General features: G+C 40.4%; 24 protein-coding genes and 1 pseudogene. 3 read left to right on the top strand and 22 right to left on the bottom strand.

Translation table 11 applies throughout. The annotated features are described in order from the left end of the window. Positions 1–467 precede the first annotated feature (467 nt). Positions 468–2,315: a peptidoglycan binding domain-containing protein gene (locus DV740_RS06725; RefSeq protein WP_242994233.1), complete on the bottom strand. Its 1,848-nt coding sequence runs from the start codon at positions 2,313–2,315 to the stop codon at positions 468–470. Positions 2,316–2,582: 267 nt separating this feature from the next. On the opposite strand from DV740_RS06725, the gene DV740_RS06730 reads away from it, so the two are divergent. Then, positions 2,583–3,281, top strand: a complete 699-nt coding sequence (locus DV740_RS06730; RefSeq protein ID WP_118087723.1) for a phosphatase PAP2 family protein — start codon at positions 2,583–2,585, stop codon at positions 3,279–3,281. 67 nt (positions 3,282–3,348) lie between these two features. Here DV740_RS06730 and DV740_RS06735 read toward each other — a convergent pair whose 3' ends face one another. From DV740_RS06735 to DV740_RS06745, 3 genes are read right to left on the bottom strand one after another with little or no spacing between them, the layout of a single operon-like run. Next, a complete protein-coding gene (locus tag DV740_RS06735; RefSeq protein WP_118087724.1) occupies positions 3,349–5,271 on the bottom strand; it encodes an NAD(+) synthase in 1,923 nt (640 codons plus the stop codon). Continuing rightward, the gene (gene hslO / locus DV740_RS06740) at positions 5,268–6,137 is read right to left on the bottom strand and encodes an Hsp33 family molecular chaperone HslO (RefSeq protein ID WP_117698018.1); all 870 of its coding nucleotides are present in this window, start codon (positions 6,135–6,137) and stop codon (positions 5,268–5,270) included. The genes DV740_RS06735 and hslO overlap by 4 nt, the downstream gene beginning before the upstream one ends. Positions 6,138–6,156: 19 nt before the next feature. Next, positions 6,157–6,906 (bottom strand): class I SAM-dependent DNA methyltransferase, encoded by a 750-nt coding sequence (locus tag DV740_RS06745; RefSeq protein WP_118087725.1) that lies wholly within the window; start codon positions 6,904–6,906, stop codon positions 6,157–6,159. Positions 6,907–7,041: 135 nt separating this feature from the next. Here DV740_RS06745 and DV740_RS06750 point away from each other — a divergent pair, with 135 nt between their 5' ends. Then, positions 7,042–8,085 (top strand): DUF6709 family protein, encoded by a 1,044-nt coding sequence (locus DV740_RS06750; protein WP_022243394.1) that lies wholly within the window; start codon positions 7,042–7,044, stop codon positions 8,083–8,085. Positions 8,086–8,136: 51 nt separating this feature from the next. On the opposite strand, the gene ilvN is transcribed toward DV740_RS06750, so the two are convergent. The 15 genes from ilvN to DV740_RS06830 form a co-directional block, all read right to left on the bottom strand. Continuing rightward, on the bottom strand, positions 8,137–8,634 hold the full coding sequence (gene ilvN / locus DV740_RS06755) for an acetolactate synthase small subunit (protein ID WP_117841764.1): 498 nt from the start codon (positions 8,632–8,634) through the stop codon (positions 8,137–8,139). Positions 8,635–8,647: 13 nt separating this feature from the next. Continuing rightward, positions 8,648–10,369 (bottom strand): biosynthetic-type acetolactate synthase large subunit, encoded by a 1,722-nt coding sequence (ilvB, locus tag DV740_RS06760; protein WP_118087726.1) that lies wholly within the window; start codon positions 10,367–10,369, stop codon positions 8,648–8,650. 13 nt (positions 10,370–10,382) lie between these two features. Then, positions 10,383–11,342 carry an AEC family transporter gene (locus DV740_RS06765; RefSeq protein ID WP_118087727.1) on the bottom strand — a complete coding sequence of 320 codons (960 nt, stop codon included), beginning with the start codon at positions 11,340–11,342 and terminating at the stop codon, positions 10,383–10,385. 21 nt (positions 11,343–11,363) lie between these two features. Continuing rightward, positions 11,364–11,855 (bottom strand): dihydrofolate reductase, encoded by a 492-nt coding sequence (locus DV740_RS06770; protein ID WP_117841761.1) that lies wholly within the window; start codon positions 11,853–11,855, stop codon positions 11,364–11,366. An 18-nt stretch (positions 11,856–11,873) separates the two neighbouring features. Next, positions 11,874–12,722 (bottom strand): thymidylate synthase, encoded by an 849-nt coding sequence (gene thyA, locus DV740_RS06775; RefSeq protein ID WP_118087728.1) that lies wholly within the window; start codon positions 12,720–12,722, stop codon positions 11,874–11,876. A gap of 529 nt (positions 12,723–13,251) precedes the next feature. Then, positions 13,252–14,526, bottom strand: coding sequence for a phosphoribosylamine--glycine ligase (gene purD / locus DV740_RS06780; RefSeq protein WP_118087729.1), 1,275 nt, complete (start codon positions 14,524–14,526; stop codon positions 13,252–13,254). Positions 14,527–14,609: 83 nt separating this feature from the next. Beyond that, positions 14,610–15,245, bottom strand: a complete 636-nt coding sequence (purN, locus tag DV740_RS06785; protein WP_118087730.1) for a phosphoribosylglycinamide formyltransferase — start codon at positions 15,243–15,245, stop codon at positions 14,610–14,612. Continuing rightward, complete coding sequence (gene purM, locus DV740_RS06790; protein ID WP_022243386.1) at positions 15,239–16,264, bottom strand: phosphoribosylformylglycinamidine cyclo-ligase; 1,026 nt, start codon at positions 16,262–16,264, stop codon at positions 15,239–15,241. Before purM ends, purN begins: the two co-directional genes overlap by 7 nt. Before the next feature lie 286 nt (positions 16,265–16,550). Next, positions 16,551–17,036 (bottom strand): NUDIX hydrolase, encoded by a 486-nt coding sequence (locus DV740_RS06795; protein ID WP_118087731.1) that lies wholly within the window; start codon positions 17,034–17,036, stop codon positions 16,551–16,553. 53 nt (positions 17,037–17,089) lie between these two features. Continuing rightward, positions 17,090–18,451, bottom strand: coding sequence for an MATE family efflux transporter (locus DV740_RS06800; protein ID WP_118087732.1), 1,362 nt, complete (start codon positions 18,449–18,451; stop codon positions 17,090–17,092). A 435-nt stretch (positions 18,452–18,886) separates the two neighbouring features. Beyond that, positions 18,887–19,321, bottom strand: coding sequence for a hypothetical protein (locus DV740_RS06805; protein WP_227710007.1), 435 nt, complete (start codon positions 19,319–19,321; stop codon positions 18,887–18,889). A gap of 319 nt (positions 19,322–19,640) precedes the next feature. Further along, on the bottom strand, positions 19,641–20,333 hold the full coding sequence (locus DV740_RS06815; RefSeq protein WP_117698010.1) for a hypothetical protein: 693 nt from the start codon (positions 20,331–20,333) through the stop codon (positions 19,641–19,643). Beyond that, complete coding sequence (locus tag DV740_RS06820) at positions 20,330–20,890, bottom strand: RNA polymerase sigma factor (RefSeq protein ID WP_022243687.1); 561 nt, start codon at positions 20,888–20,890, stop codon at positions 20,330–20,332. The genes DV740_RS06815 and DV740_RS06820 overlap by 4 nt, the downstream gene beginning before the upstream one ends. A 127-nt stretch (positions 20,891–21,017) precedes the next feature. Continuing rightward, positions 21,018–22,055: a nucleotidyl transferase AbiEii/AbiGii toxin family protein gene (locus DV740_RS06825; protein ID WP_117698009.1), complete on the bottom strand. Its 1,038-nt coding sequence runs from the start codon at positions 22,053–22,055 to the stop codon at positions 21,018–21,020. Between the two features lie 6 nt (positions 22,056–22,061). Beyond that, a complete protein-coding gene (locus tag DV740_RS06830) occupies positions 22,062–22,799 on the bottom strand; it encodes a DUF6577 family protein (protein WP_117698008.1) in 738 nt (245 codons plus the stop codon). 330 nt (positions 22,800–23,129) lie between these two features. Between DV740_RS06830 and DV740_RS15410 the strand changes: the two are divergent. Continuing rightward, positions 23,130–23,312, top strand: a pseudogene (locus DV740_RS15410) (IS481 family transposase); the annotation flags it as partial. Between the two features lie 74 nt (positions 23,313–23,386). Here DV740_RS15410 and DV740_RS06840 read toward each other — a convergent pair. From DV740_RS06840 to DV740_RS06845, 3 genes are all read right to left on the bottom strand, one after another. Beyond that, on the bottom strand, positions 23,387–23,866 hold the full coding sequence (locus DV740_RS06840) for a hypothetical protein (protein ID WP_199534303.1): 480 nt from the start codon (positions 23,864–23,866) through the stop codon (positions 23,387–23,389). After that, positions 23,784–24,017, bottom strand: a complete 234-nt coding sequence (locus DV740_RS14780) for a hypothetical protein (protein ID WP_118540901.1) — start codon at positions 24,015–24,017, stop codon at positions 23,784–23,786. The genes DV740_RS06840 and DV740_RS14780 overlap by 83 nt, the downstream gene beginning before the upstream one ends. 271 nt (positions 24,018–24,288) lie before the next feature. Then, positions 24,289–25,203, bottom strand: coding sequence for a phospholipase D-like domain-containing protein (locus tag DV740_RS06845; RefSeq protein ID WP_158552028.1), 915 nt, complete (start codon positions 25,201–25,203; stop codon positions 24,289–24,291). Between the last annotated feature and the right edge of the window lie 2 nt (positions 25,204–25,205).

The raw sequence follows: 25,205 nt of genomic DNA on the forward strand, positions 1-25,205 counted from the left end.
GATTATACTATATGCCCTGTTTCTTTGCAATATTGCCGTTCTAGTCTGCAACATCTCAATTGCTATTTGGCAACATTTTTCCATATGCAAGATAAGGATTTATAAATAACTGTGAAAATATAAAAACACCAGTCTCTGCCTGAATGAATAAGATACGAGAGAGAGCTGTAAGGGACATTAGAAATTCGATAAAAGCGTATCTGCTTCTGGCAACCGGCGCAAATTCACATCCATGTTCATCTGCGCCTCGCCGGTACATCCCTGTACCGGCGTTGCCTGTTTCCGAACGAATTTCATAAGTCCCTAACAGCCCTCCCTCATGTATCTGCAATCATCCAGGCAGAGGCTGGTGTTATTTCTATTACATTTCTATTTTCAATTTTATTTCCGACGTCCCATGTAGGCATACATCTTATCGGAAGCAAATCACAGGAGCAGGAGCGATATTCTCTTTCCCTGCTTTTATTTTACAAGGCTGCTTCAGCGGCTGCCAGCTTGTCCAGTGCACTCTGTGGTACCTTCGCTTTTGCGCCCTCGCTTAAGGCATTATAGGCATTTCTTGCATTGGCTACTGCTGCTGCATCTGTGGCAGTTATCGTATCTGGCAATGCCATGATTGTATTCGTTACATTCTGAGCATCTATACTTTCCTGATTCTGCAATTCCTGCAGTGCCTGTTCATACTGCAACTGTGACAGAGCTGACTCGGCTGCTGTCAGCACATTCAGATTCTTTACATATGCTTTGGCGCTGTCAGATAAAGCATCATACTGGGAACGGACAGACGCAATGGTTCCTGCGGAGTCCAGGGTTACTGTTCCAATGGAGGTGATTGCCTCATCTACTGCAGATGCTGCATCCATATCCTTGCCCTTCTGGCTCTCGGTTCCCGGCAGTTCATAAACAAGCACCGGATAACCAGCTTCTATATTTTCATAAATTGTTTTTGCTGCACTGTATGGAAGATTGATACATCCATGTGAACCGCTTCTTTTATAAATTGTTCCACCAAAAGTACTTCTCCAGCTGGCATCATGCATTCCAACACCACCGTTAAACGGCATCCAGAAAGATACCGGAGACTCATAATCTTCGCCGCGAAGCACCGCATCCTTTGCCTTATAAGTAACACCAAAAGAGCCGGACGGCGTTCCATGATTCTTTGCAAGGTTACCGGAGACAAAATCAGATTCTACCACCAGTGATCCGTTCTTATAGAAAAACAAATGCTGTGCGGTCAGATTGATTTCCACATATGTATTACCATAGTCATTCTCACCATGGCTGTTAGCCGTCTGGGAATAAACCGGCTCTCTTGTTACATCCTTACCGGCTTTCAAATCCTCCAGTATCATTTCCTTTTCAGCTGCATTATCTACCCACCATCCGTAATTTCCACCATAAATTGTCACTGTCTGTCCATAAGAGGTATCCAGTGTCCGGTTTCCATAGGCGGTATTATAATTTTTTGCCATAGCTTTTACATAAGCGCTCAATGCCTCATCATCTACAGACACATTGAAATCATCATCCACAGAAAGCCAGGTACTGATGGTTTCTCCATCCAAAACCACATCATCCTTGCCTTCTGCCTGATAGGTAATCTTCATCTGGGTATATTTATTCAAGGTATCCAAGGCATCCTGAAATACATCATCCTCTTCTTTCACCTTAGGGTCTTCATAACAGCCTTCCCCGGAAAGGTCAAATTCCGGCTGCATTTTATCCAAGGCTTCTTTGATTTTCTCCGTAAATGCATCCTTATCGATTTTTGTTCCATATACCTCCGGCTGCACTTCATAGCCATCCTTTGTATAATCCTTAATCTGTGCATTTTCGGAATCCGTCCATTTGCTTTCATCCATACAGGACAAATGATCCAGAACATCCTTCAATTTTTCTTCATCAAAAGATATCATGGTCTCCACTTCGTATTTCCGTGGAGAAATAAGATAGTACGGCCATGCAAATCCATTCTGCTTCTTTAAAAGCTCTTTTACCTGCTTATCAAATACCGGCTCCATATCAATGTCTGTTCCATTGATGCTCTCTGTCTTATCCTCACGCTCCACCAGCTTCATCTCATACCTGGATGCCTGCTTCGTAATCTTCTTTTCCACACCACTGGTTGAGGAAGCGGATACCCCCACATTATTTATCGTGGTACGAAATGCAAAATGGCTCTGAAAAAACAGTGCCAGTACCAGATAAATCACAACTAATATTCCTACAGGAATTCCGATTACACAAAGGAGTTTTTTTCTGCTCATTTTTTCCTTCGCAGTTTCCTGCTGTTTCTCGTCATTCTTCTTCATATCCCTTAACCTTTCTATTTTGCTAGTTTCCATTATAGTTGACCGTTTTTCTTTGTCAATGAAATCCCGCATTTGTAATATTTATTTAAAAAATGAAATACATTTTCTTGTATTCTTGCACAATGAAAATGTTCCTTTTCCATTAAAATCTTAAGAATTCCATAAAAATTATTAAATTCAATTTTATAGCATTGTTTTTTAAAAAATGCTGTGCTAGAATTCCAAAATAGAAGTAGTATTCTTACATTAAAGAAGGGGAATCCGATATTGAAAAAAGATAACTTTAAGCAAAATCTCAAAGCATTTTTTCAAAAATATAAGCACGCATGGGTTCTGCTGTATGTATTCATATATTTTCCATGGTTTGCCTATCTGGAAAAACATGTGACTTCAAATTTCAACGTAATACATACTGCACTGGATGATAAAATCCCATTTATAGAATTTTTCATCGTACCATATATGTTATGGTTTGGATATGTCGCATATGCGGTTCTTTACTTTTTCTTCAAAAATAAAGAAGATTATTACCGGCTCTGTACATTCCTGTTTGTGGGAATGACTGTATTTCTGGTAGTATCCAGCCTCTATCCAAACGGACATTATCTCCGCCCGCATTCCTTTGAGCATGACAATGTCTTCACCCATATGGTAGCCTGGCTTTATGCAACCGATACACCGACAAACCTGTTTCCAAGTATTCATGTTTATAATTCGCTCGGTGTTCACATTGCAATCTGTAGCAGTAAAGAATTTAAGAACCGTCCGAAGTTAAAGCTGGCTTCTTTCATTCTTATGGTCAGCATTATTCTTGCAACCATGTTCTTAAAACAGCATTCTGTATTTGATGTGGTTACTGCATTTGTAATGGCTGCTGTCATGTACTCTTTCGTCTACGGCAGGAACTTCTCTTTCGGCCGCAGCAAGGTAAAAGAATCTTTTGAAAAACAACTTAAGCACATATAGTTTTTATAAAAGAACTGCCGCTCCGTTTTGAGCAGCAGTTCTTTTCTCGTAGTTCATTTTTCACATTTTATTCCAGATGTTCGATTTCATCCATCCAGATACGTGCCGATGCATCACTTGGCATTCGTAAATCACCTCTTGGTGATACTGCTACCGTACCGACCTTTGGTCCATCCGGCAGACAGGAACGTTTAAACTGCTGTGAGAAGAAACGGCGGTAGAAGGTCTTTAACCATTTCAAAATCACCGCATTGTCGTACTGCCCCGCAAATGCCACCTGTGCCAGACGATATATTTTTGCCGGAGCAAAGCCAAATCGCATCACATAATATAAATAGAAATCATGCAGTTCATACGGTCCTACAATATCCTCTGTCTTCTGGGCGATTTTTCCATTTTCCGGCGGAAGCAGTTCCGGGCTGACCGGTGTATCTAAGACATCATACAGCACAGTTGAAAGTTCCTTATTTCCACAGGTGTCCGCATAGTAGTGTACCAGATGACGCACCAGAGTCTTTGGTACGGATGCATTCACTCCATACATGGACATATGGTCACCGTTATAGGTAGCCCAGCCCAATGCCAGCTCTGACATATCTCCGGTTCCGATTACCATACCATTATTCTTATTGGCAATGTCCATCAGAATCTGGGTACGTTCCCTTGCCTGTCCATTTTCATAAGTGACATCATGTACGCTCTCATCCTGACCAATATCCCGGAAATGAATGCGTACTGCTTCTTTGATATCTACTTCTATCAGCTTTGCGCCAAGACAGCGAATGAGACTTAATGCATTCTCATAGGTACGGTCAGTGGTTCCAAAGCCCGGCATGGTAACTGCATATATCTGCTCTCTCGGAAGCTTCAGCCGGTCAAACGCCTGTACCGTAACCAGAAGTGCCAGTGTGGAATCCAGTCCACCGGAAATGCCTACCACTGCGCATTTACATCTGGTATGCTCTAACCGTTTCTTAAGTCCCATGGACTGAATAGCTAAAATCTCTTCACAACGTTTATCACGCTTGCCCTTATTGCCCGGAACGAATGGCGCCGGATCCACAAAACGGCTCAGTGTGGTATCTGATTTATCAATAAAGAAAGAAAATCTAAGATAATCCTCGCTTCTGCTGCCTGCTGCAAAAGTGCTCATTCTCCGTCTTTCGGATACCAGACGTTCCATATCAATTTCAGAATATACCGTCTCATTGGTAAAACGTTCGGATTCTGCTAAAACCGCTCCATTTTCTGCAATGATATTATGCCCGGAATATACTACATCCTGTGTGGATTCTCCATCTCCGGCACTGACATAGACATAGCCACAGAGCAGGCGGGCAGACTGTCCTGCAACAAGCTCTCTCCGGTAAATATCCTTTCCGGTTGTCTCATCACTGGCTGAAAGATTTACGATTAAAGTTGCTCCTGCCAGAGCATGGGAAATACTCGGCGGGTTCGGTGTCCATACATCCTCGCAGATTTCCACACCGATTACCAGCTCCGGCAATACATCATCACACTGGAATAAAATATGGCTTCCCATTGGCACATGATATGCCGGTGCGATATCCACACCCTCTGCTTCTTCTTTTCCCGGAGTAAAATATCTTGCTTCATAGAATTCATTGTAATTTGGAATATGGGTCTTTGGCACGATGCCGATAATCTCGCCTTTGTTTAAAGCTGCTGCCACATTATAAAGCTTGCCTTCATGCATCAGGGGCAGACCAACAAATACAACGGCATCCAAAGCACCGAGTTCCTTTGCCAGCCATACCAGCCGCTCCCTTGCGCTTCTTAATAAAGTCTCCTGTAAGAATAAATCTCCACAGGTATATCCGGTAATGCAAAGCTCCGGGCACACAATGACTTTGGCTCCGTTTGCTGCTGCTTCCATTACTGCCGCTTTTATTCGAATGGTATTTTCTACCGGATCTGCGACTACTACTTTTGGTGTTACTGCTGCTACTTTGATAAATCCATCTCTCATTTTCTTATCTCCCTTAAATCATCCGGACTGAATACATAATTCTCATTACAGAAATGACATTTTACTTCAATCGGTTCTTCATCTTTGATTAAATCATCCAAATCTTTCTTGCTTAAGCTTGCCAGTGCTTTTGCCACACGCTCTTTGGAACAGTCACAGTGGAAGGTAACCGGCATCGTATCATTGATTTCAAGCTTCATCTCTCCTAAGATTTCCTCTAAAATCATTTCCGGTGTCATGCCCTTTTCCAACATTTCTGTTACGGATGCTATCTGTGCGATTTTCTGCTCTAATGCATCAATGACTGCATCCTCTGTAAACGGCATCAGCTGAATGATAAACCCGCCTGCCTGACGCACTGTATTGTCTTTATTCATGAGGACTCCCAAACCTACGGAAGACGGTACCTGCTCAGATACCGCAAAATAATAGGTTAAATCTTCTGCGATTTCACCGGTCTGAAGCTCGGTCTGTCCTACATACGGATCCTTTAATCCCATGTCCTTTATAACACTTAAAACACCATTTCCAATGGCTCCGCCTACATTTAATTTACCGGCTGCATTGGGTGGCAATATCACATCTGCCACGCCGGGATAGCCTTTTACACCCCCGTTAGCATTGGCAGTTACCGTAAGGCCATGCATCGGACCATCTCCCTGAATCTGCAGGGTCAGAAGGTCTTTTTCTCCCTTCATCATGCTGCCCATCATTGCTGCTGCGCTCATGGCACGTCCTAATGCAGCTGTTACAATCGGGCTGCTGTTATGACGGACTCTTGCTTCCTCCGTCATCTCTTTTGATGTAATCGCAAATGCACGAATCTGTCCATCTGCAGCTGTTGCTCTCACCATATAATCTGACATTTTTTCTTCCTCTTTCTTCTTATTTCCCCTGTTCTCTTGCGATGATATAAATCCGTTCACTGCAGGCTGTCGGTTCTTTTCCCGTCTCTACATCAAAGACACCTTCCCATTTCATACCGGCTTCTTCGATTAATTTTCGTACGGTTTCTATCTCATACGCCCGCTGAAAATGTGTTTCTTCATATCTCTGGAACAAATCATCCTCTTCTTTGATAAAAAGTGTTAAATCATACTGATTGACCTGTTCCTCCGGGTCATAATAATTTTCCCAGATAAAGCTACTGTCCTCTCTGGTCTCGCAGAAGCTGTTGTCTCCTAAGAGTTCCTCATATTTATATCTGGTATTCATATCGAAAATAAAGATTCCGCCCGGGTCGAGATAATTATTGACCAGGGAAAATACCTGTCTCAAATCCTCTTCTGACATGATATAATTCATGGAATCGCAGACACTTACTACTGCCCGGATGGTTCCATACAATTCAAACTCCCTCATATCCTGAAGAAGATACAGTATCTCTGTATTTTCCATGGTATATTCTCTGGCTACCGAGAGCATTTCCTCGGAATTGTCCACCCCAATCATATCATAACCTTCTGCCGCTAAAAGTCTCGTCATCCTTCCGGTTCCACAGCCAAGTTCCAAAAGCAGGCCATCGTTTATTCCCTCTGCTTTTAATATGTCCACCAGATATTTTTTCCATGCTTCGTAAGGGACATTGTCCATAAATGTATCATAAACTGTTGCAAATTCTGTATATGCTTCCACACAACCACTCTTTCTGTCCTATTCTTCTGTAATACTAACAATTTTCCCTGATAAAAGCAAGTAGTCGCTCCCTAAGGCTTGATTATTTTTCCCTAAAACTTTATACTTAAAATCATAACACTACCGGGAGGAATTATGACAAACCAATTAGACCACTATATATCCAACCACATCAAAAGTCTTTACCGGCATAAGCTTTTTTCGCCGATTCTATATATGATACTGTTGATTGTTCTTTGGATTATCTTTCCCATCGGCACCATCTTAAGTCCGAAGGTTATCAACGAAAAAACTTCTCTTGATAAATTATATAAAGAGAATGACCGGTATGTCAGTATTACGCTGACGGATTTAAAATTTACCGGATACACACAGGAAGTCTTAGGGCAGACCCATGGATATTACTACTATACGATTCAGGATGGGTGCTGTAATATCGTACTGCTCTCTCCGAAGACCAGCGAAGAGGGACTTCCGAATATTAACAAAGTAACCGTCCATGCCAAAATCCAGACCGCAACCAAATCCTACCATACCCTGCTTTCTAAAATTGCAGCAGATTTGAACTGGACAGACAGCGGTATTTACGGAGAAAGCTCCTCCTATTATATCAGTGAGCCCGGTTTCCGTTACGGCTTCAGTATCTTTCTGATTCTGCTTTTTGCATGCAGTGGACTTTATGCCATTTTCAGTATCATATGTTATTTTGTATACATTCATTTTCCATGGCTGTCACCGCCCTGCCAGCAGCTTGCCCGGTTCGGTTCTCCGAAGACTCTTCTTATGCAGGCAGAAGAAGAACTGGCGACACTGCCACAGCTGGCTACGGAAGATATGTTTATTACCGAGCATTTCTTTATTGAAATCTCTACGGATGGAATTGCCTTTGTTCCGATTCAGGAAATCATCTGGCTTTATAAACATTCCACCCTGCACAAGTTCTTCTGGTACCATTTCAGTATCTCCTATACGCTGTGTATCTCTGCGAAAAAGCACTTATACATCCAGTGTCCGAAGAACTTAAAATCCGATATCGACGGTATCATCGACTACTTAGCAGAAGCAAATCATGATATTCTTGTAGGCTTCAACGAAAAGAACCGCCTGAAGGTACAGGAAATTCAGGGAACACCATTGCAGTTTGAGAAGTTTATTGCACTGTTGAAAAAAAGATTATAAAAAATATGGGAATTCCGCATTACGGACTTCCCATATTCCCGGTATTTAATATTACCGGCAGGATGTGCTGATTGATTCAATGGCTACTGCCCCGCCACGCACTACTTCGATGGTCCTGAAGCGGCGTTTTAAAAGAGAGATCAGTTCATTGTTGCGGCGTTCTGTCAGCTTGCACTCTAACAACACGCTGTCTTCCCCAATATCTGCCACATCTACTTTAAAGGTTGTTGCAATCTGAAATACCTCCGCTTTATCTTCCACGCTGCAATGCAGCACTTTTGCAAAAAGAATCTCTTTCATATGGATTGGTACATTGGTTAAATCAATTACCTTAATGACCTCTACCATACTGTTTAACTGCTTCTTAATCTGTTCAAATGTAATATCATCACTGGTTACACAGATTGTCATACGGGACATACTCTCATCTTCCGTGGTTCCTACGGTAAGACTCTGGAGGTTATAGGATTTGCCGGAAAAAAGTCCGGAAACCTTCGCCAGTACACCAACCTGGTTTTCTACATATAATGCAATCCATCTGTTTTTCATACCAACGTTCCTCCTATTTCAAAATCATCTGGCTCATTGCAGTTCCACTCTTAACCATCGGAAGTACAATGTCCTCTGTTGCAATCATAAATTCTATTACGGTAGAAGTCTTTTTATTCTTCTTTGCCTCTTCGAAGGCTGCATTCATTTCTTCGGTGTTCGTTACACGAATACCCTTTGCGCCATAGCTTTCTGCCCATTTCACAAAATCCGGTTCATATACCGGGCAGTCTTTTCCCGGTCCCTTACAGTTGCTCGGACATTCCTTATGCTGACGCAGGCAGGTTGCAGAATAACGTTTTCCATAGAAAAGCTGCTGCTGCTGGCGAACCATGCCAAGATAAAAATTATTTAAAATGCAGACAATTACCGGTGCATCCTGGCATACTGCAGTTGCCATTTCCTGCATATTCATCTGGAATCCACCATCTCCGGTGATACAGATAACCTCTTTTTCCGGACAGCCGATTTTTGCTCCGACTGCTGCCGGGAATCCAAAGCCCATTGTTCCAAGGCCCCCTGATGTAATAAAGGTTCCGCCACGTTCCATCTCAAGATACTGGGTTGCCCACATCTGATGCTGCCCAACATCTGTTGCAATAATGGCTCCTTTGAAATGCTCATTGATTCCTTCCATAATCATCTGTGGGGAAAGTCCCTTATCTCTTCGCATTTCCAGAGGATTTTCTTTGTTCCATTCCTCAATGCGGGCTATCCAGGCTGTTGTTTTCTTCGGTTCTGCCCACTCTGATAATTTCTCCAGGGCGGTTCTTGCGTCTGCTACTACCGGCACATCTACCACTACATTTCTGGAAATAGAAGCGGTGTCCACATCCACATGGACAATCTTTGCCTTTGGTGCAAACTCATTCAGATCACCGGTAATACGGTCATTGAATCTTGTTCCGATGGAGAATAATACATCACACTCAGAAACTGCCATATTGGCTGCATATCTTCCATGCATGCCACAGTTTCCCATATAATAAGGATTGGAGGTACCGATTGCTCCTTTTCCCATAATAGTCGTAACCACCGGAACCTGCATCTTCGTAACAAATTCGTCAAAAATATCATTGGCATGGGCAATATTGATTCCACCTCCGGCAAGAATCAATGGTTTCTTGGCACTCTTTAAAAGCTTATATGCCTTTTTCAACTGTCCGATATGTACGCCTTCATTTGGCTTGTAACCACGAATCTGCACACTCTTTGGATAATCGGATGGTCCACTCTCTAACTGGATATCCTTTGGGATATCCACAAGAACCGGTCCCGGTTTTCCGGTGGTTGCAATGTGAAATGCCATGCGGATTATTTTTCCCAAATCTTTTCTGTCCCGAACGGTTACGCCGTATTTTGTTATGGAACGGGTCATTCCTACTATATCAACCTCCTGAAAGGCATCATTTCCAATCAACGGAAGTGGCACCTGACCGGTAATACAGACAAGCGGAATGCTGTCAAAATGCGCATCTGCGAGTCCTGTAATAATATTGGTGGCACCCGGTCCGCTGGTTACCAGGCATACGCCTGGCTTTCCGGTAGCTCTCGCATATCCTTCTGCCTCATGAATCAGACCCTGCTCATGTCTGGGAAGCACCAGGTGAATATCATCCTGTTTATATAATTCATCAAAAAGGTCGGTGACCATTCCGCCCGGATAGCCAAATATGGTATCCACGCCTTCTTCCATCATCGCCTTTACAAATAATTTTCTTCCTGTAATATCCATCTAACGTCCTCCTCTATATCAATCCCATGGTCTTAAGGATAAAAATCCAGCCAGTTAAGGTAAATGCTCCCAAAAGCGTTGTTGTCACAATAATACTTGCTGTCAGCACACCATCATTTTTCATGTTCTTTGCCATAATATAGCAGCTTGGTGTAGTTGGTGATGCAAGCATAATCAGAATTGCAATCATTTTTTCTCCAGTAAATCCCAAGGCTGCTGCCACCGGAAGTAGTAAAAGCGGCTGTATCACAAGCTTGATTGCAGATGCTGCAAGGGTCGGTCTGATTTTTGCCAGGGCTTTTCTTCCCTCAAAGCCTGCACCCAGTGCAATCAACGCCAGTGGTGTTGCCATCTTTGCCACATTCTCAATGGTCTTATCTACCATGGCAGGAAAATCAAGGGACAATAATGCTGCCACCATACCAAAGGCAATTCCAAGGATAATCGGATTCTTTAATATGTTAAGAAATGCTTTCTTGATTCTGCCACCATGTACTGCCTCTTCTCCCGCTCCATCTTCATTGGCTTCAAAGGTCAGTACAATAACAGAAAAGATATTATAAAGCGGCACTGCCCCGATAATCATCAATGGTCCCATGGCAGAACTGCCATAAATATTTTCAATAAAGGCAAGTCCCATGACTGCGGCACTGCTCCGGAAGGAGCTTTGCACAAATGCACCACGGATGGATTTATCCTTTACAAAAAGCTTTGTAGCTCCCCAGATTACCCAGAAACAGGCGGTACTTGCCAGTGCACAGAAAAGCACATATTTCAAATCAAAGATTTCCCGGATATTTACCGTAGAAATATCCCGAAATAACATAAATGGCAAGGTCACCTTAAAATTAAACTTATTCGCCACCGTCACAAAATTATCATTGAGCATACCAATCTGCTTTAAGATATAACCGATTACCATCACAAGAAAGATTGGCATGGTGGTATTTAAACTGAAAATAAGATTATTCATTTCTTACACGTTTCTTTCTGCTTATCTTATTCTTTCATATTTTAAGAAGTAATACTCCAGATCAAAATAGGTCTGTTCGTCACTGTCTTCCGTAATCTGCCACTCTTCCTTTTCATCCAGATTCGGGAAATAGGCATCTGCATCATATGCATAGTCAATCTTCGTAATATGCGCTACATCGCACTCATCCAAAAGCTGGCGGTAAATGCTTTCACCGCCAATAACATAGACATCCTCACTGTTATACTGCTCTAACTCTTTATGCAGTTCGTCTAAATCATGCACCACAATGGCATCCTTCACTTTATAATTCTTATCACTGGTCAGTACAATATTGACACGGTTCTTAAGCGGCTGTCCATTTGGAAAGCTTTCCAAGGTCTTACGTCCCATGACTACCACTTTTCCGGTTGTGGTCTGACGGAAGAATTTCATATCATCCGGAATGCTTACCAGTAATTTATTCTTATAGCCAATTGCCCAATTAGCATCTACTGCTGCGATTAAATTCATCTCTTTCACCTGCTCCTTTTATATTGCGATTGGAATATCCTGAATCTGCGGTCCTGTTACATAATTATCAAGACGTACATCATTTCTGGTAAATTCATAGAAATCCTTTACATCCGGATTCAGCCAGAATGTCGGTGCGTCATAAGTCGGTCTCTGGATCAGTTCCTTTATAATAGGAATATGCCGGTCATAAATATGCGCATCTGCAATTACATGCACCAGTTCTCCCACATGCATATCACAAACCTGTGCCAGCATATGCATCAGTACTGCATACTGACAGACATTCCAGTTATTAGCTGCAAGTATATCCTGGGAACGCTGGTTTAAAATTGCATTCAAAGTCAGCTTATCGTCCCCCTTCTTCTGGGTTACATTAAAGGTCATGCTGTATGCGCATGGATAAAGATGCATCTCACTTAAATCCTGATGTACATATATGTTGGTCATGATTCTTCTGCTGAAAGGATTGTTCTTAAGGTCATAAATCACACGGTCTACCTGATCAAACATTCCTTCCTTATATTTATGCTTTACTCCCATCTGGTAGCCATATGCTTTTCCAATGGAGCCTGTCTCATCTGCCCATTCATCCCAGACATGGCTGTGTAAGTCATTGACATTATTGGACTTCAACTGCCAGATCCATAACATCTCATCGGTACAGCTCTTGATTGCTGTCTTTCGTAATGTAATTGCCGGAAATTCTTTGGATAAATCATACCTGTTTACCACACCAAATTTCTTAATTGTATAAGCACTGGTTCCATCCTCCCAATGTGGGCGGACCTTTTCTCCTTCTGTACTTACCCCGTTGTCCAATATATCCTGACACATATCGATAAAAATTTTATCTGCCAGACTCATGCTACGGCACCTCCTGCGCTAGTTTTTTCACTGTTTAGAGTATATTCTAAATTAATATTGTATCGGATAATCCCACCAAGCGCAAGAGTAGAAAATTTAACATTACAAATTTATGATTGCAGCTTGTGCATTTTCTTTTTCTCCTGCAAGTTGTCTTATCAATTTTTATTATTTTATATATTATGTAATCTTAAAATCTTTCTTTTAAGATTTATGTTAATTTGTTTTCTGATTTTATTATTTTTTAGAAGAAGGGAATGTGCCGGACTGGGGGATGGGCGGAAGAATTGGTCTATCCCAATATGAACCGGTCTGTTCTAATATGAATTGAATTATCGTAGTATGATTGGTTTTTATTTTATCAAAATTTATTATGTCTTGTTTTAATTTCAAGAATTCGTCATTGATTCTCGTCTCTTTATTGCATTGCATTTTTAAGTATAGAAAAAGTACCCGTAATTTTTTCTGTTTTTTACGGATACTTTTCTTATCTTTCTATTTTGTCGATTCGTTAAATCATTTTTTAACTTTATGCTTCATCTATGGCTTTTCCAATGTCATGGCGCATATACTTGTTTTCGAAGTCTACCCACTCCGTTGCCTTATAAGCATTGGCTCTCGCTTCTTTTAAGGTAGCTCCCTTGGCTGTGATGCCAAGTACACGGCCTCCGTTGGTTACAATCCTGCCTTCATCATTTAACTTGGTTCCAGCATGGAAACAGTAGTAACCTTCTTTGCCATCAAAGTTCTCAAGGCCTTTGATTTCAAATCCTTTTTCATATGCCACCGGATATCCGTCAGATGCAAGAACAACGCATACGGCTGCATTATCTTCAAACTGTAAATCAATGGTATCTAATTTACCGTCTACGCAGGCTTCCATTACATCAATGATGTCATTTTTCATTCTCGGAAGAACTACCTGAGCCTCCGGGTCACCAAAACGGGCATTGTACTCTAATACCTTTGGTCCATCCTCTGTCAGCATCAGACCGAAGAAAATAACACCTACAAATGGTCTTCCTTCTGCTGCCATGGCATCTACGGTTGCCTGATAGATATATTTCTTACAGAAATCATCTACTTCTTTGGTATAGAAAGGACTTGGAGAGAAGTTACCCATTCCACCGGTATTTAAGCCCTGGTCTCCATCTTTGGCACGTTTGTGGTCCTGTGCGGAAGACATAATCTTAATGGTCTTGCCATCTACGAAAGAAAGCACGGATACTTCACGGCCTGTCATGAACTCTTCTATTACCATATGGTTGCCGGCAGAACCAAATTTCTTATCTTCCATGATTTCTTTTACTCCGGCTTTCGCTTCCTCTAAGGTGTTACAAATCAGAACACCTTTACCAAGTGCCAGTCCGTCTGCCTTTAATACGATTGGCATTTTTGCAGTTTCCAGATACTCCAATGCCTTTTTCGGGTCATCAAAGGTCTCATATCCTGCGGTCGGAATGTTATATTTCTTCATCAAATCTTTGGAAAATGCTTTGGATCCCTCTAAGATTGCAGCATTCTTTCTCGGTCCGAATACTTTTAATCCTTCTGCTTCAAATACATCTACAATTCCACCAACCAATGGATCATCCATTCCTACGATGGTAAAATCAATCTCTTTTTCCTTTGCAAAAGCTACCAGCTTGTCAAATTCCATGGCTCCAATGTTCACACATTCTGCCAGCTGTCCGATTCCGGCATTGCCCGGTGCACAATAAATCTTATCTACACGGCTGCTCTTTGCTACGCTTGTCACAATTGCATGCTCTCTTCCGCCGCTTCCAACTACTAATACGTTCATGTTAATCCTCCTGTTTTCTGCAAAAACCAGCTAGTGTACCAACTTATGACACACTATCTGGTTTTCTATTTATGCGGGTAATTCTACTTCGTCTCTGGCAGAATTCTCACCCTGCCATCTTCTACCTCTACTCTTCCATTGGCAATCAGATCAATTGCCTGTGGCATAATTTTCCACTCTGCCTGTTCCATCACACGACGCTGCAGAATCTCCGGCGTATCATCCTCTTCAACTGCAACTGCTTTCTGTAAAATGATTGGGCCGGTATCTGTTCCTTCATCCACAAAATGCACCGTAGCTCCTGTTACCTTCACTCCACGGGAAAGTGCTCCTTCGTGGACTTTCAATCCATAGAAGCCTGTTCCACAGAAAGATGGAATCAGGGATGGATGAATATTGATTATCCGGTTGCGGTACTGTGCAATCATTTCCGGTGGAATTACCACCAAAAATCCTGCCAGTACAACCAAATCTACTTTATATTCATTCAATTTTTCTAAGAAATCAGCATTGAATGCCGCCCGGTTCTCATAGGATTTCGGAGAAATGCAAAGTGCCTTGATATTATGTTTTCTTGCACGCTCTAAGGCATAGGCATTCGGATTATTACTGATTACCACTTCTATCTTTGCATTGGTAATGGTTCCATTATCCATGGCATCGATAATTGCCTGAAGATTGGTTCCACCACCGGATACTAATACTGCAACTTTTAGCATAATGTAACACCCTTTTCTCCGTTTTCAATCTTACCAACAACATATGGCTTGTCTCCGGCAGATTTGATTGCTTCCATGGTTTTATCTACATCTTCCGGTGCAACTGCGAGTACCATACCAAGTCCCATGTTGTAGGTATTGTACATCATTTTCTCTTCTACATTTCCTTCTTTTGCCATCAGGGTAAAGATTGGTGGAATCGGATAGCTGTTCTTTTCAATCACTGCATGTTTTCCTTCCGGAAGCATACGTGGAACATTTTCATAGAAACCACCGCCTGTGATATGGCTGCAGGCTTTTACACGGATGCCGGCATCTTTGATGGCACGCAGTGCTTTTACATAAATTCTGGTTGGTGCAAGTAATGCTTCTCCCAAAGTAGTTCCCAGTTCTTCATGGTATGTATCAAGGGTTTCTTTATCCATAGTAAAGATTTTACGAACCAGTGAAAATCCATTGGAATGTACTCCGGTTGATGCCATACCAATCAGAACATCACCGTCTGCCAGGGTCTCGCCGGTAATCATATCTTTCTTATCACATACACCTACTGCAAATCCAGCCAGGTCATATTCATCCTCCGCCATCAGACCAGGATGCTCTGCGGTCTCTCCACCAATTAATGCCGCATCAGACTGAAGACATCCTTCTGCTACACCTTTTACGATGGCTGCAATTTTCTCCGGATAATTCTTACCACATGCAATATAATCTAAGAAGAATAATGGTTCTCCACCTGCACAGGCAATATCATTTACACACATTGCTACTGCATCAATACCGATGGTATCATGCTTGTCCATAATCATGGCGAGCTTTACTTTCGTGCCACAGCCATCTGTTCCGGATAACAGTACCGGTTCTTCCATTTCTTTAATCTTCTCTAATGAAAATGCTCCGGAAAATCCGCCCAGTCCTCCAAGAACCTCTGGACGCATGGTCTTCTTTACATGCTCCTTCATCAGTTCTACGGACTTATATCCTGCCTCAATATCCACGCCTGCGTTCTTGTAATCCATTGTTCTTCCTCCTGAAATTATTCTTTATCTTGCTCTTTATTTTTTCAGTGCAAGTATGGAAATGCTTCGCATTTCCATACTACGGGCTTTCGCCCTATCAGACCTTATAAGCAGCCCGTTTGGACTGCCAGCAGCCCAACAGACTGCTTATAAGGTCTGGCACTGCTCAATGCTACTTACATTATAACGTCATTTGCTTATAAAGACCAATTATATATAGTAATACCACTAATTAGTTTTTCTAATTAATGGTATCTGGTTGCTTATTTCTACTTATAATTTACTTTTATTTCAATCGGGTTGTCCCATCTAATATGGCATGGGTCAAAGTATCTCCCTGATAGGATAATTTCAGTGAAAAGAAACTCTCCCTCTCTTCTAACAGCCGGAAAAATATCTTATCACCTTCCCAGATTGGCAGGTCATATACTTCTTCCTTTGGCACCCATTCCAGTGTTCCTTCGTCACACTCGCTCATCGTACCGTGGAATTCATCTGCCGTATATAGAAACATATACTCCGTCGGCCACGCATCGGAATCAAAAGTTACCACGCCCCGCAGCCGATAGGCATCCAAAGTAAGCCCGGTTTCTTCTTTTACTTCCCGAAGCAGGCATTCTTCCGGAGATTCTCCGGCTTCAAAATGACCGCCAACACCAACCCATTTATCTTTATTTACATCATGGCTTTTCTTCACCCGGTGCATCATCAGGTAGCAATTTTCCTTTTCTATATAGCAAAGCGTTGTATTTTCCGAACGTCTTTCTTCCATTTTTCTTTCTCTCTTCCGCTTTCTTTTTTACTTTCTTCCATGACTCTATGGTTCTATGCCGCTATCCGAAGCTTCCGGAAGCATACTTTGAAATAAATAATCTCGGCAATTGCTGTAATCGACCAGGAAAATGCATACAAAAGATATAAGGATGCAATGGTTCCAAAATATACAAAAATTGTATATACCCAGATTACACGGAATACGCAGGAGCCCATGATAACAATAATGGTCGGCACAATGCTCTTTCCAATTCCGCGGGATGCCGCAATAGTGCAGTCCATAAATGCGGAAAGTGCATAGGAAAATCCCATAATCTTAATCCGCTCCATTCCGGCTTCAATTACCTCCGGTTTGCTGGCAAAAAGAGACAGGAACTGTCTTCCGAAAACCACCAGCAGCCCACCAAAAATTACGCCTGCCAGAAACGAATACAATAAACTGATGCGGTAACTTTTTATCATGCGTTCCCTGTTTCCTGCCCCCATATTCTGTCCCATGAAACTGGCGCATGCCGTATAAAATGCTGTCATAATATTAAAAATCAGCGTATCTGCATTGATTGCCGCTGAATTGCCGGACACCATAACCGCATCAAAGGAGTTGACTCCGGTCTGCACAAAAAGATTTGCAATTGCAAAGATTGCATTCTGCATTCCGCCCGGAACGCCAAGCATCAGCACACTTTTCGCCGCTTCCTTATGAAAACGCAGTCTGGAAAAGTAAAGCCTGCAGCTATCCTTTCTCCGGCACAGATGAGAAACCACCAAAATAGCTGACACATACTGAGCAATAACGCTGGCAATTGCCACTCCGCCTGCTGCCATATTACACTGGATAACAAAGAAAAGATTTAATAACACATTTAACACACCGGCAATACTCAGATAAATAAGTGGAAGCTTCGTCTCGCCGGATGCACTTAAAACACCATTTCCAAAATTGTAAATTGCAAGTGCCGGAAGCCCCAGTGCATAAATCCGAAAATATAGTACTGCGCCATCCATAAACTCTGATTTTGTATGTAAAATGTTTAAAAATGGCTCCGCAAATATATTACATATCAGGCACAGTATAAGTCCTGCCACCAGACAAATCAATGCCGCCGTGTGCACGGTTTCTTCCGTTCCCTTCGCATCGCCTACGCCCAGTTTATGCGCTACCCTTACATTAACACCGCCACCCATTCCAATCAGGAAGCCGGTAAATAAGGACACCAACAGCGTGGTCGAGCCAACCGACCCAAGGGGGATATATCCTGCATATTTTCCTACAATTGCTACGTCACTTAAATTAAATAATACTTCTAATATCTGAGAACACATCAACGGTATGCTAAAGAGGAAGATGTTCTTCCATAAAGAGCCGGATGTCATCCCGATACTTTTTCTTCTGCTTTCTGCTTTACTGCTCATAATTTTATTTCACTTTGGTTGGTTTGCTGTTCCTTTCCTGCCATATATCTTCTTTGATAATAATCCATTGTACGATAATCTATTACATCACGCAATCCTCTTACTTTTCCATAGTTAAAGAAGGATAAGCATCAAGCATAGACTGTCTTGCTTCTTTTAAAAATTGTACTACTCGTTCCATGATGTAATCCATTCTTTAATATCTTTTATAATCTACGTCACGTCATAGGAAGCCTTGTCGTTAGCAGAAAGACAGAATTGTTACTGAGCTTACATACGCATACATAACATCGCCTTTCGTGTTATGGGCTAACAGGTATCCTTAACCACTTATTTTATAGCAAATTCTTCAACGAATATATAGCAGTTAATGTGAACAGAACGAAAATTTTTTGATATTCTCGCCTAAAGTTACACAGAAACGCTCATCCACTGTTAGTCGCAAAAGTATATTTTCAACAAATCTGTTGTTGCTTTGTCATTTATGACAGCCCGTCCTATTGTTATGCCATTGCTGATGATAATATATTCTCCGTTTTCATATCTGGCATTTACCAAATCATCTTCCCTTTTTAAGTCTATACATATACTTGATATAATTCCACAAATCTCCTCTTGTGAGCTTCCGCTTTTTATCTCATAAGCATAATCCGCATCTCCTATCTCATTCAGATCAGTTACCAAACAATACTCCGCTCCATTCATCAGCATTTCTTCATTCAAAGTGGGTAATTGAGCCGTCTTATACTCATTAAATAAAAAGATAACTACAAGCGCAATGAATGCCGGAAAAAAGATACCGCCAAACCGCTGTGCATAATTTTGTTCTTCCCACCGCTTGCCATGACCACCAAACAGCGGTATTTTCATCTGCACCAAACCTGCTCCTATACTTACAAGCAAAAAATAAAATATAACTTTTATCAAAGACTCATCCCCCTTTTAATCATTAATAAAAATATCGTTCTTAAAACGACGCCTACTAACCATATAAAACGAAACACCTTGTTATATCTTGAACTATTAGAACACGGAACAAGCCAATGTTCCTGTGGAAACCCCAAAAGGTCTTCTTTTAATTCCTGCTTCAATTCCATGACTATACTCCACATTAATCCAAGCAGCACAATGCACACCGTTCCATAATATGCAATGCTGTTAGCTTTGCCTTATCGTACAAATTTGCAGATTATTCTTGGATTTGGCTCAAATCAAATGCACCGTTCTCAATCAACTGCAAAATTGTGTCTACCAAGTTGTTCTTTACAGTTTCACTTTCATTTTCAGTGCCAGAATACTCTACATAAATAGTGTTCTCTCCCATATCAAAGGTTGCATAATATATTACGGTTTTGATACCTTGACTATTTGACTTTGTTATGAAATATCCTGCATTGATATCAACGCCGTCTACACTTGAAGTGATTGTATTTCCATCAATGATAGTATCTAATAGATTTACACCCTGTTTAGAAACTACCATTCTTGTATCACCAATTTTTCCCTCAAAACCCAGAATATTATGATTGTCAGCATCAAAGTAAGCATCTGCGGTAACAGGCAAGTCTGCAAAAAGCATTTCAATTTCAGCATCGCTCAAAGGTCTTGTTGTTACATTTAAGTCAATTGAAGATTGTGATAAGTCATTTTTAACAAAAGTAATTGTTTCTCCACTATCCAGCGTGGCAATATCGTTTTTTGTACCAAACAGTTTGCTTTGAAAAACTCCCACTCCAATCACAGCAACGAGTACGAAGCAAGCAGCAACAGACACCCATTTTTGCCGATTAGTTATTTTACTTGTTTTTTTCATAGGTTCAGCTTCTTTAATATACTGATTATCGACATTTCCCAATGCCCTTAAAAGTTTCTTTTCTTTCATACAGAGATACCTTCTTTCTCTAACAATTTTTTGAGTTCGTTCCTTGAACGAAATAATGACATCTTGATTTTGCTCTCGCTCATACCATATTCCGTTGCAATTTCTTTAATGGGCGATAAATACCAATATCTTCTCATAAAGATTTTTCGCTGTTCTAATGACAGGGAAGAAAGAAAGCGGTTGAGAATATCCGTTAGAGCAATTTCTTCAACAATGTTTTCTGTACTATCCAACGATGGTATGCACTCTTGTATTTCATCAAAAATCAATGGCATTTGCCCGCCATTACGTTTCTTTGCATTGAGCAGTTCGTACCTGTCCAAAGATAAGTTGCGAGTAATCTTCCCTAAAAAAGTTTTTAGAACAGATGGACGGTTAGGCGGTATGCTGTTCCAAGCTCTTAAATAAGTATCATTTACACATTCCTCGCTGTCTTCGTCATTGTGAAGAATATTAAAGGCTATGTATCTGCAATACTTTCCGTATTTTTTTGAAGTTTCGGATATAGCAGCTTCGGAGCGCTCCCAATATAAATCTAATATCTGTTTATCATCCATAGGCTTCTCCTCCTTTGTATTAAGGCCTTTCACCCTAATAGACGGGGAAAATGTGTCAAGAGTCACTTAAATTCAAAAAATATTTATTCAAAGATTAGCTTTTGATATTAATTCTTCAAGTATCATTTTATTTCATTATCTCATCAGTCTTCACCACATAAGCATAGGCCTCTGGATTTGCCTTTTTCAAGTAACGAAGAGTCAATAACTTTTCATGCACTAATTTATGATTGGCATATTCCCGGAAGTCCCTCACCTTTTCAAACTCTGTATCTGTCAACAAACACATTACCATGTACATAACCATGGTTGCTCTCCCTGCTGCAATTTCCGGACTATAGTTTTCTGCATAAATATGTCCACGTAAGTCACGTATACCTTTAACATATATCGGATACTCCTCTGCTCCGACCTTGCCTCGTGACGCAATACATAAAGCTGACTCAAAGCTATCCCATAAGCAGTCCGTTGGTGTTGCATTTATTCCACGGTATGCAATCTCCGCCAACGCAATCGGTTCATATGTACGCTTTACAACATCGCATTCTTTAAAAACCTCTATTAAAGAACACACGTCATAAAGCTGCTTCATTACTTCCATATCCTTACCTTTATTAAGTTCGACACCTGTCGTATGAGGAGCAAATGCAGTCAGTTTATCTGCAAGAATACAATCTGCACTCGGAATTTTAACTGTTAGATACTCTTCTTCCGTCAGTAGTAAATCATTTCTTATTTCCTTTGTCTCAACTTCTGCATAATGATTATTTTCAAATAGCACATCCAATAATATATAAAATTGTTTATTGTTAATTGGTGAATCATAAGTAAATTTAAAATGCCGCTTTTCTATATTGTTTTTTCCGACTCTCTTCTGTTCTTCCACCATCTGAAATGGAAATATAGCAGATGCTTTTTCTAAGTAATCATCCAAATCAGTCCCTGGTTCCACAATAATATCAATATCTGTAGATAATCGACGTGGCTTATCCATTAGCATCATAAGGCAGGTACCACCTTTAAAAATAAATGGCATCCTCACCCTTGCCAAAGCTTCAAGAAGTCCAAAAGCATATACAGTACGTTCTAAAAGCACCGGATCTCTCTTGCTGTCCTTTTGTAGACTGCGAATATATTCCTCACTAAAATTTTCTTTCAAAAGCATTTGCACCTATTCCTTTGTTTTTAATATAATATCCGTTTTATCATGTAGCAGTTTCTTTATTTTCTTTGCGCTCTTTCTTCGATTTGCATATCGAAACAAACAATTTTCATCAATATAGTATCTTGCAAAAGCATCCATATATACACCCGGATATTCTGACTCACTTATAGATGCCAGAAGTAACGGTTCTGACATAATGTCTACTAATAGCTTCTCCAATCTTGTATGCCACGATTTTTCCTGTCCTTTTGGTGCTTCTGTTATAAGCTTTACAATTACAATCATGTTATCCGACCAATACTGATGGTAGATATCTGCCGTTGGATTGATAAGCACTTTTCCAGGATATTTCTCCTTTAATGTATCAAAAACAAATTCCATAATATCTGATTCTACTGATAGGAATATAACATTATGAGCCACTAAATGATTTACGAAATCATTCATTTGAACAAATTCAAATATTGTAAAATTCAAATATGGATATTGTTCCTCTAGTTGCAATGCCACTTCTTCCGCCAATTCCGAATAGTCATGACGGTACACCTGCCGCTTATCATTCGGCAAACAATAATGATTACGTCCCACCCTTACTATCTCACCATCATTGACCATATCTTCAACCTTTTTGTAGAACGAAGCTTCACTTAATTGATATCCTCCCTGACGAAAAGAGACGAATAATTCATTGCGCGTAAATTCCGTCACATTATGAACACCCCTGAAATAAATTTCTTCAGTCATCGTGATATCACCTCCAATTATTTTTCCGGCACTTCACCCAGCCAAGTGCCGGAAATATATGAATAGCGTAATATCTCTTTTCATATTTGTCAATATTTTTTCGGCACTATTATTATTTTAGTGCCATTAATATATTTTGCTTTTCTCAAAAAAATATACCTGGAATTTTTTTACTTTTTCAAGCAAAACGACAAAAAGAGCAATCCACCATAAGATGAATCGCCCTCCATTCAGAAAATATGCCCAGTACCTTTTCTCTTTATCTGTCATAAGCACTTACCTTGCCTTTCCGGTTTTAGGTACGCTTGGAACGATAACATCATCAGACTTTCTGCTATCTACAGACAGCTTCATGAAAACGGAAGCATCAAAAAAGGGGATGTATCTGAATCCACGGTTAACAGATATATTAATCTCCTGGCTCTTAAGCTCAAAACAACCAGCAATCAGGATATGCGCCGCTATGAAAGACCTCACATAAATGAAGTATGGTGTGGTGATTCAAGTATTGGTTCTTAACTGAAAACTCCTGATGGTAAAATAAAGTTCTTCCATAGTGGTCTCCTTTCCGTAAAACTTTGTCAGCATTACCAATCTTCTCCATACTCATCCATTGCATCATCTACACCATCTGCATAATCGCTGTCTCTGTCATATCTGTCATAGTCATAATCGTCATCCATATAGATATCATCATAGCCATCATCATAAGAGTCATATGTACTCTTCTTTGTCGTTGTACTTTTCTTTGTACCACTGCTATATGATGACTTGTTTGTAGAATTTGATTTATTATTGTAACTGCTACTTGAACCAGAGTTACTTGTACTGCTCTTAGAAGTACTGCCAGACGATTTATTGCTATATGATGAACTGCTATGGGATGTACTGCTTCCCGTATATGGTTTATGCAAATAACAATAGCTGCTTCCACTTGCCTGCTTATTATCACATCCTGCCTTAATGCACTTAGGCTCACTTGCTTCACCTATGGAACCTATTACAAACAGAACGCCTATTATTACAAGGAATATTGCCAGTCCCTGTCCAAATGAATTCTTTCTCATACAAATCATCCTTTGCGTCATCCTCGAAGTCTCCGGCATCTCCAAATAATACTTCATGTTCTTCCCTGCTAGTGCAAAGCATTTCTCCTGCAAACATCATTTCTGAGCTATCTATTTCTCCATCGCCATTTAAATCCATCCAATTTCTCATTGCCATACCTCCTGTAATCAAGGTTATTTGTTTCTTTCTGATTATATAGTACTACTTCTCTTATATGATACCATAAATAACCATATAAGAGAAGTTCCTTCATTCCTGCTACACAAGCACAAAATCAAAAATAATTTAAGTTCACCACTTAACATTGTGGCAAAGATTTCCACTTCCATGAATTCCATCTACATTTTTCGACCCAAAAAAACTACACACCTTGAAAATTCATTCAAAATGTGTAGTCTATTAAAAATACTATTTAAATATTCTAATTCACTTTCTGGCTCAATCTCACCCGTTGCGAATGCCTCGGTCTGTCCACAATGACTTCTTTGCATTCCAACTCCTGTGTCCACTCTAACAATCTTGCCAGAAGTACTTTTACATCTTTTCGATATGGCTTTGGATCATTTACTAATGCACTATGTAATTCTACCGTAATTTCACCAAAATACATTTCACCACCATGTTTCTGCAATAATTCTAAGAGCCATCGGTATGCTCTGCATAACGAAAATGCTTGCTGTATTTCAGTTAATGATTCTCCTTTACTCATTTCCAGAAATTCTATTTTCTGCCCTAAGCTTTCCTTCGCTGTATCATATTCCGGAAAATCATTTACGAATAACATGTTTTCTACCGGACGAAACAAGTCGGTAATCCTTTTTGACCAGCCCAACTCAGAAGAAGTTCTATTTTTCATCTTGTCTAATGCTTCTGCCTTCATAATACTATATATTCGGTCATCCATTTCCACGGAGCCTTTTATAAGACAGTTTACTCTTTGTATATCTGTTTCATCCACTTCACATTTTTCAGCCATTTCAAGATTACCGCCTTCTTCCAGCAGTATTCCTTTATTTGTTAAATTTGCGCTTCCTATCACTCCATTCTTATCATCAAATATATACATTTTTGCATGCAAATCAAAATAAGCATACATTTTCCATTCATGTGATTTACAATACTCATAAATTTGCAAATCAGTTGCACCATTAATAATATCTTTTAATTGAAAACGCACAATTAACGTCTTATCCTTTATTGTCTCATTACAATTTTTCTGCATAAACTCAAGTGCATTTTGCTTGCAGAACGCAGTAATAACTACAATGGATTGATGACAACTTTGTAATTCCTTATAGATACATTTCTTTATTTCATCAGATATTAAGATACTCACGT

Source organism: Roseburia sp. AF02-12, from assembly GCF_003461765.1.
In the GTDB taxonomy this organism is placed as follows: Bacteria; Bacillota; Clostridia; order Lachnospirales; family Lachnospiraceae; genus Roseburia_C; species Roseburia_C amylophila.

Bases quoted from the DNA above. Each gene is read 5' to 3' on its own strand.
- DV740_RS06800 (WP_118087732.1), bottom strand. From the start codon at position 18,451: ATGAGCAGTAAAGCAGAAAGCAGAAGAAAAAGTATCGGGATGACATCC.
- purM (WP_022243386.1), bottom strand. From the start codon at position 16,264: ATGGATTACAAGAACGCAGGCGTGGATATTGAGGCAGGATATAAGTCC.
- ilvB (WP_118087726.1), bottom strand. From the start codon at position 10,369: ATGGATATTACAGGAAGAAAATTATTTGTAAAGGCGATGATGGAAGAA.
- DV740_RS06750 (WP_022243394.1), top strand. From the start codon at position 7,042: ATGACAAACCAATTAGACCACTATATATCCAACCACATCAAAAGTCTT.
- DV740_RS06820 (WP_022243687.1), bottom strand. From the start codon at position 20,890: ATGGATGATAAACAGATATTAGATTTATATTGGGAGCGCTCCGAAGCT.
- DV740_RS06830 (WP_117698008.1), bottom strand. From the start codon at position 22,799: ATGACTGAAGAAATTTATTTCAGGGGTGTTCATAATGTGACGGAATTT.
- DV740_RS06805 (WP_227710007.1), bottom strand. From the start codon at position 19,321: ATGAAAATACCGCTGTTTGGTGGTCATGGCAAGCGGTGGGAAGAACAA.
- DV740_RS06840 (WP_199534303.1), bottom strand. From the start codon at position 23,866: ATGAGAAAGAATTCATTTGGACAGGGACTGGCAATATTCCTTGTAATA.
- DV740_RS14780 (WP_118540901.1), bottom strand. From the start codon at position 24,017: ATGAGAAATTGGATGGATTTAAATGGCGATGGAGAAATAGATAGCTCA.
- DV740_RS06735 (WP_118087724.1), bottom strand. From the start codon at position 5,271: ATGAGAGATGGATTTATCAAAGTAGCAGCAGTAACACCAAAAGTAGTA.
- purD (WP_118087729.1), bottom strand. From the start codon at position 14,526: ATGAACGTATTAGTAGTTGGAAGCGGCGGAAGAGAGCATGCAATTGTG.
- DV740_RS06770 (WP_117841761.1), bottom strand. From the start codon at position 11,855: ATGAATTTAATCGCAGCAGTAGATGCTAATTGGGCAATTGGCTATAAG.
- DV740_RS06825 (WP_117698009.1), bottom strand. From the start codon at position 22,055: ATGCTTTTGAAAGAAAATTTTAGTGAGGAATATATTCGCAGTCTACAA.
- thyA (WP_118087728.1), bottom strand. From the start codon at position 12,722: ATGAGTCTGGCAGATAAAATTTTTATCGATATGTGTCAGGATATATTG.
- DV740_RS06765 (WP_118087727.1), bottom strand. From the start codon at position 11,342: ATGAATAATCTTATTTTCAGTTTAAATACCACCATGCCAATCTTTCTT.
- DV740_RS06725 (WP_242994233.1), bottom strand. From the start codon at position 2,315: ATGAAGAAGAATGACGAGAAACAGCAGGAAACTGCGAAGGAAAAAATG.
- purN (WP_118087730.1), bottom strand. From the start codon at position 15,245: ATGCTAAAAGTTGCAGTATTAGTATCCGGTGGTGGAACCAATCTTCAG.
- ilvN (WP_117841764.1), bottom strand. From the start codon at position 8,634: ATGAAAAACAGATGGATTGCATTATATGTAGAAAACCAGGTTGGTGTA.
- DV740_RS06795 (WP_118087731.1), bottom strand. From the start codon at position 17,036: ATGGAAGAAAGACGTTCGGAAAATACAACGCTTTGCTATATAGAAAAG.
- hslO (WP_117698018.1), bottom strand. From the start codon at position 6,137: ATGTCAGATTATATGGTGAGAGCAACAGCTGCAGATGGACAGATTCGT.
- DV740_RS06815 (WP_117698010.1), bottom strand. From the start codon at position 20,333: ATGAAAGAAAAGAAACTTTTAAGGGCATTGGGAAATGTCGATAATCAG.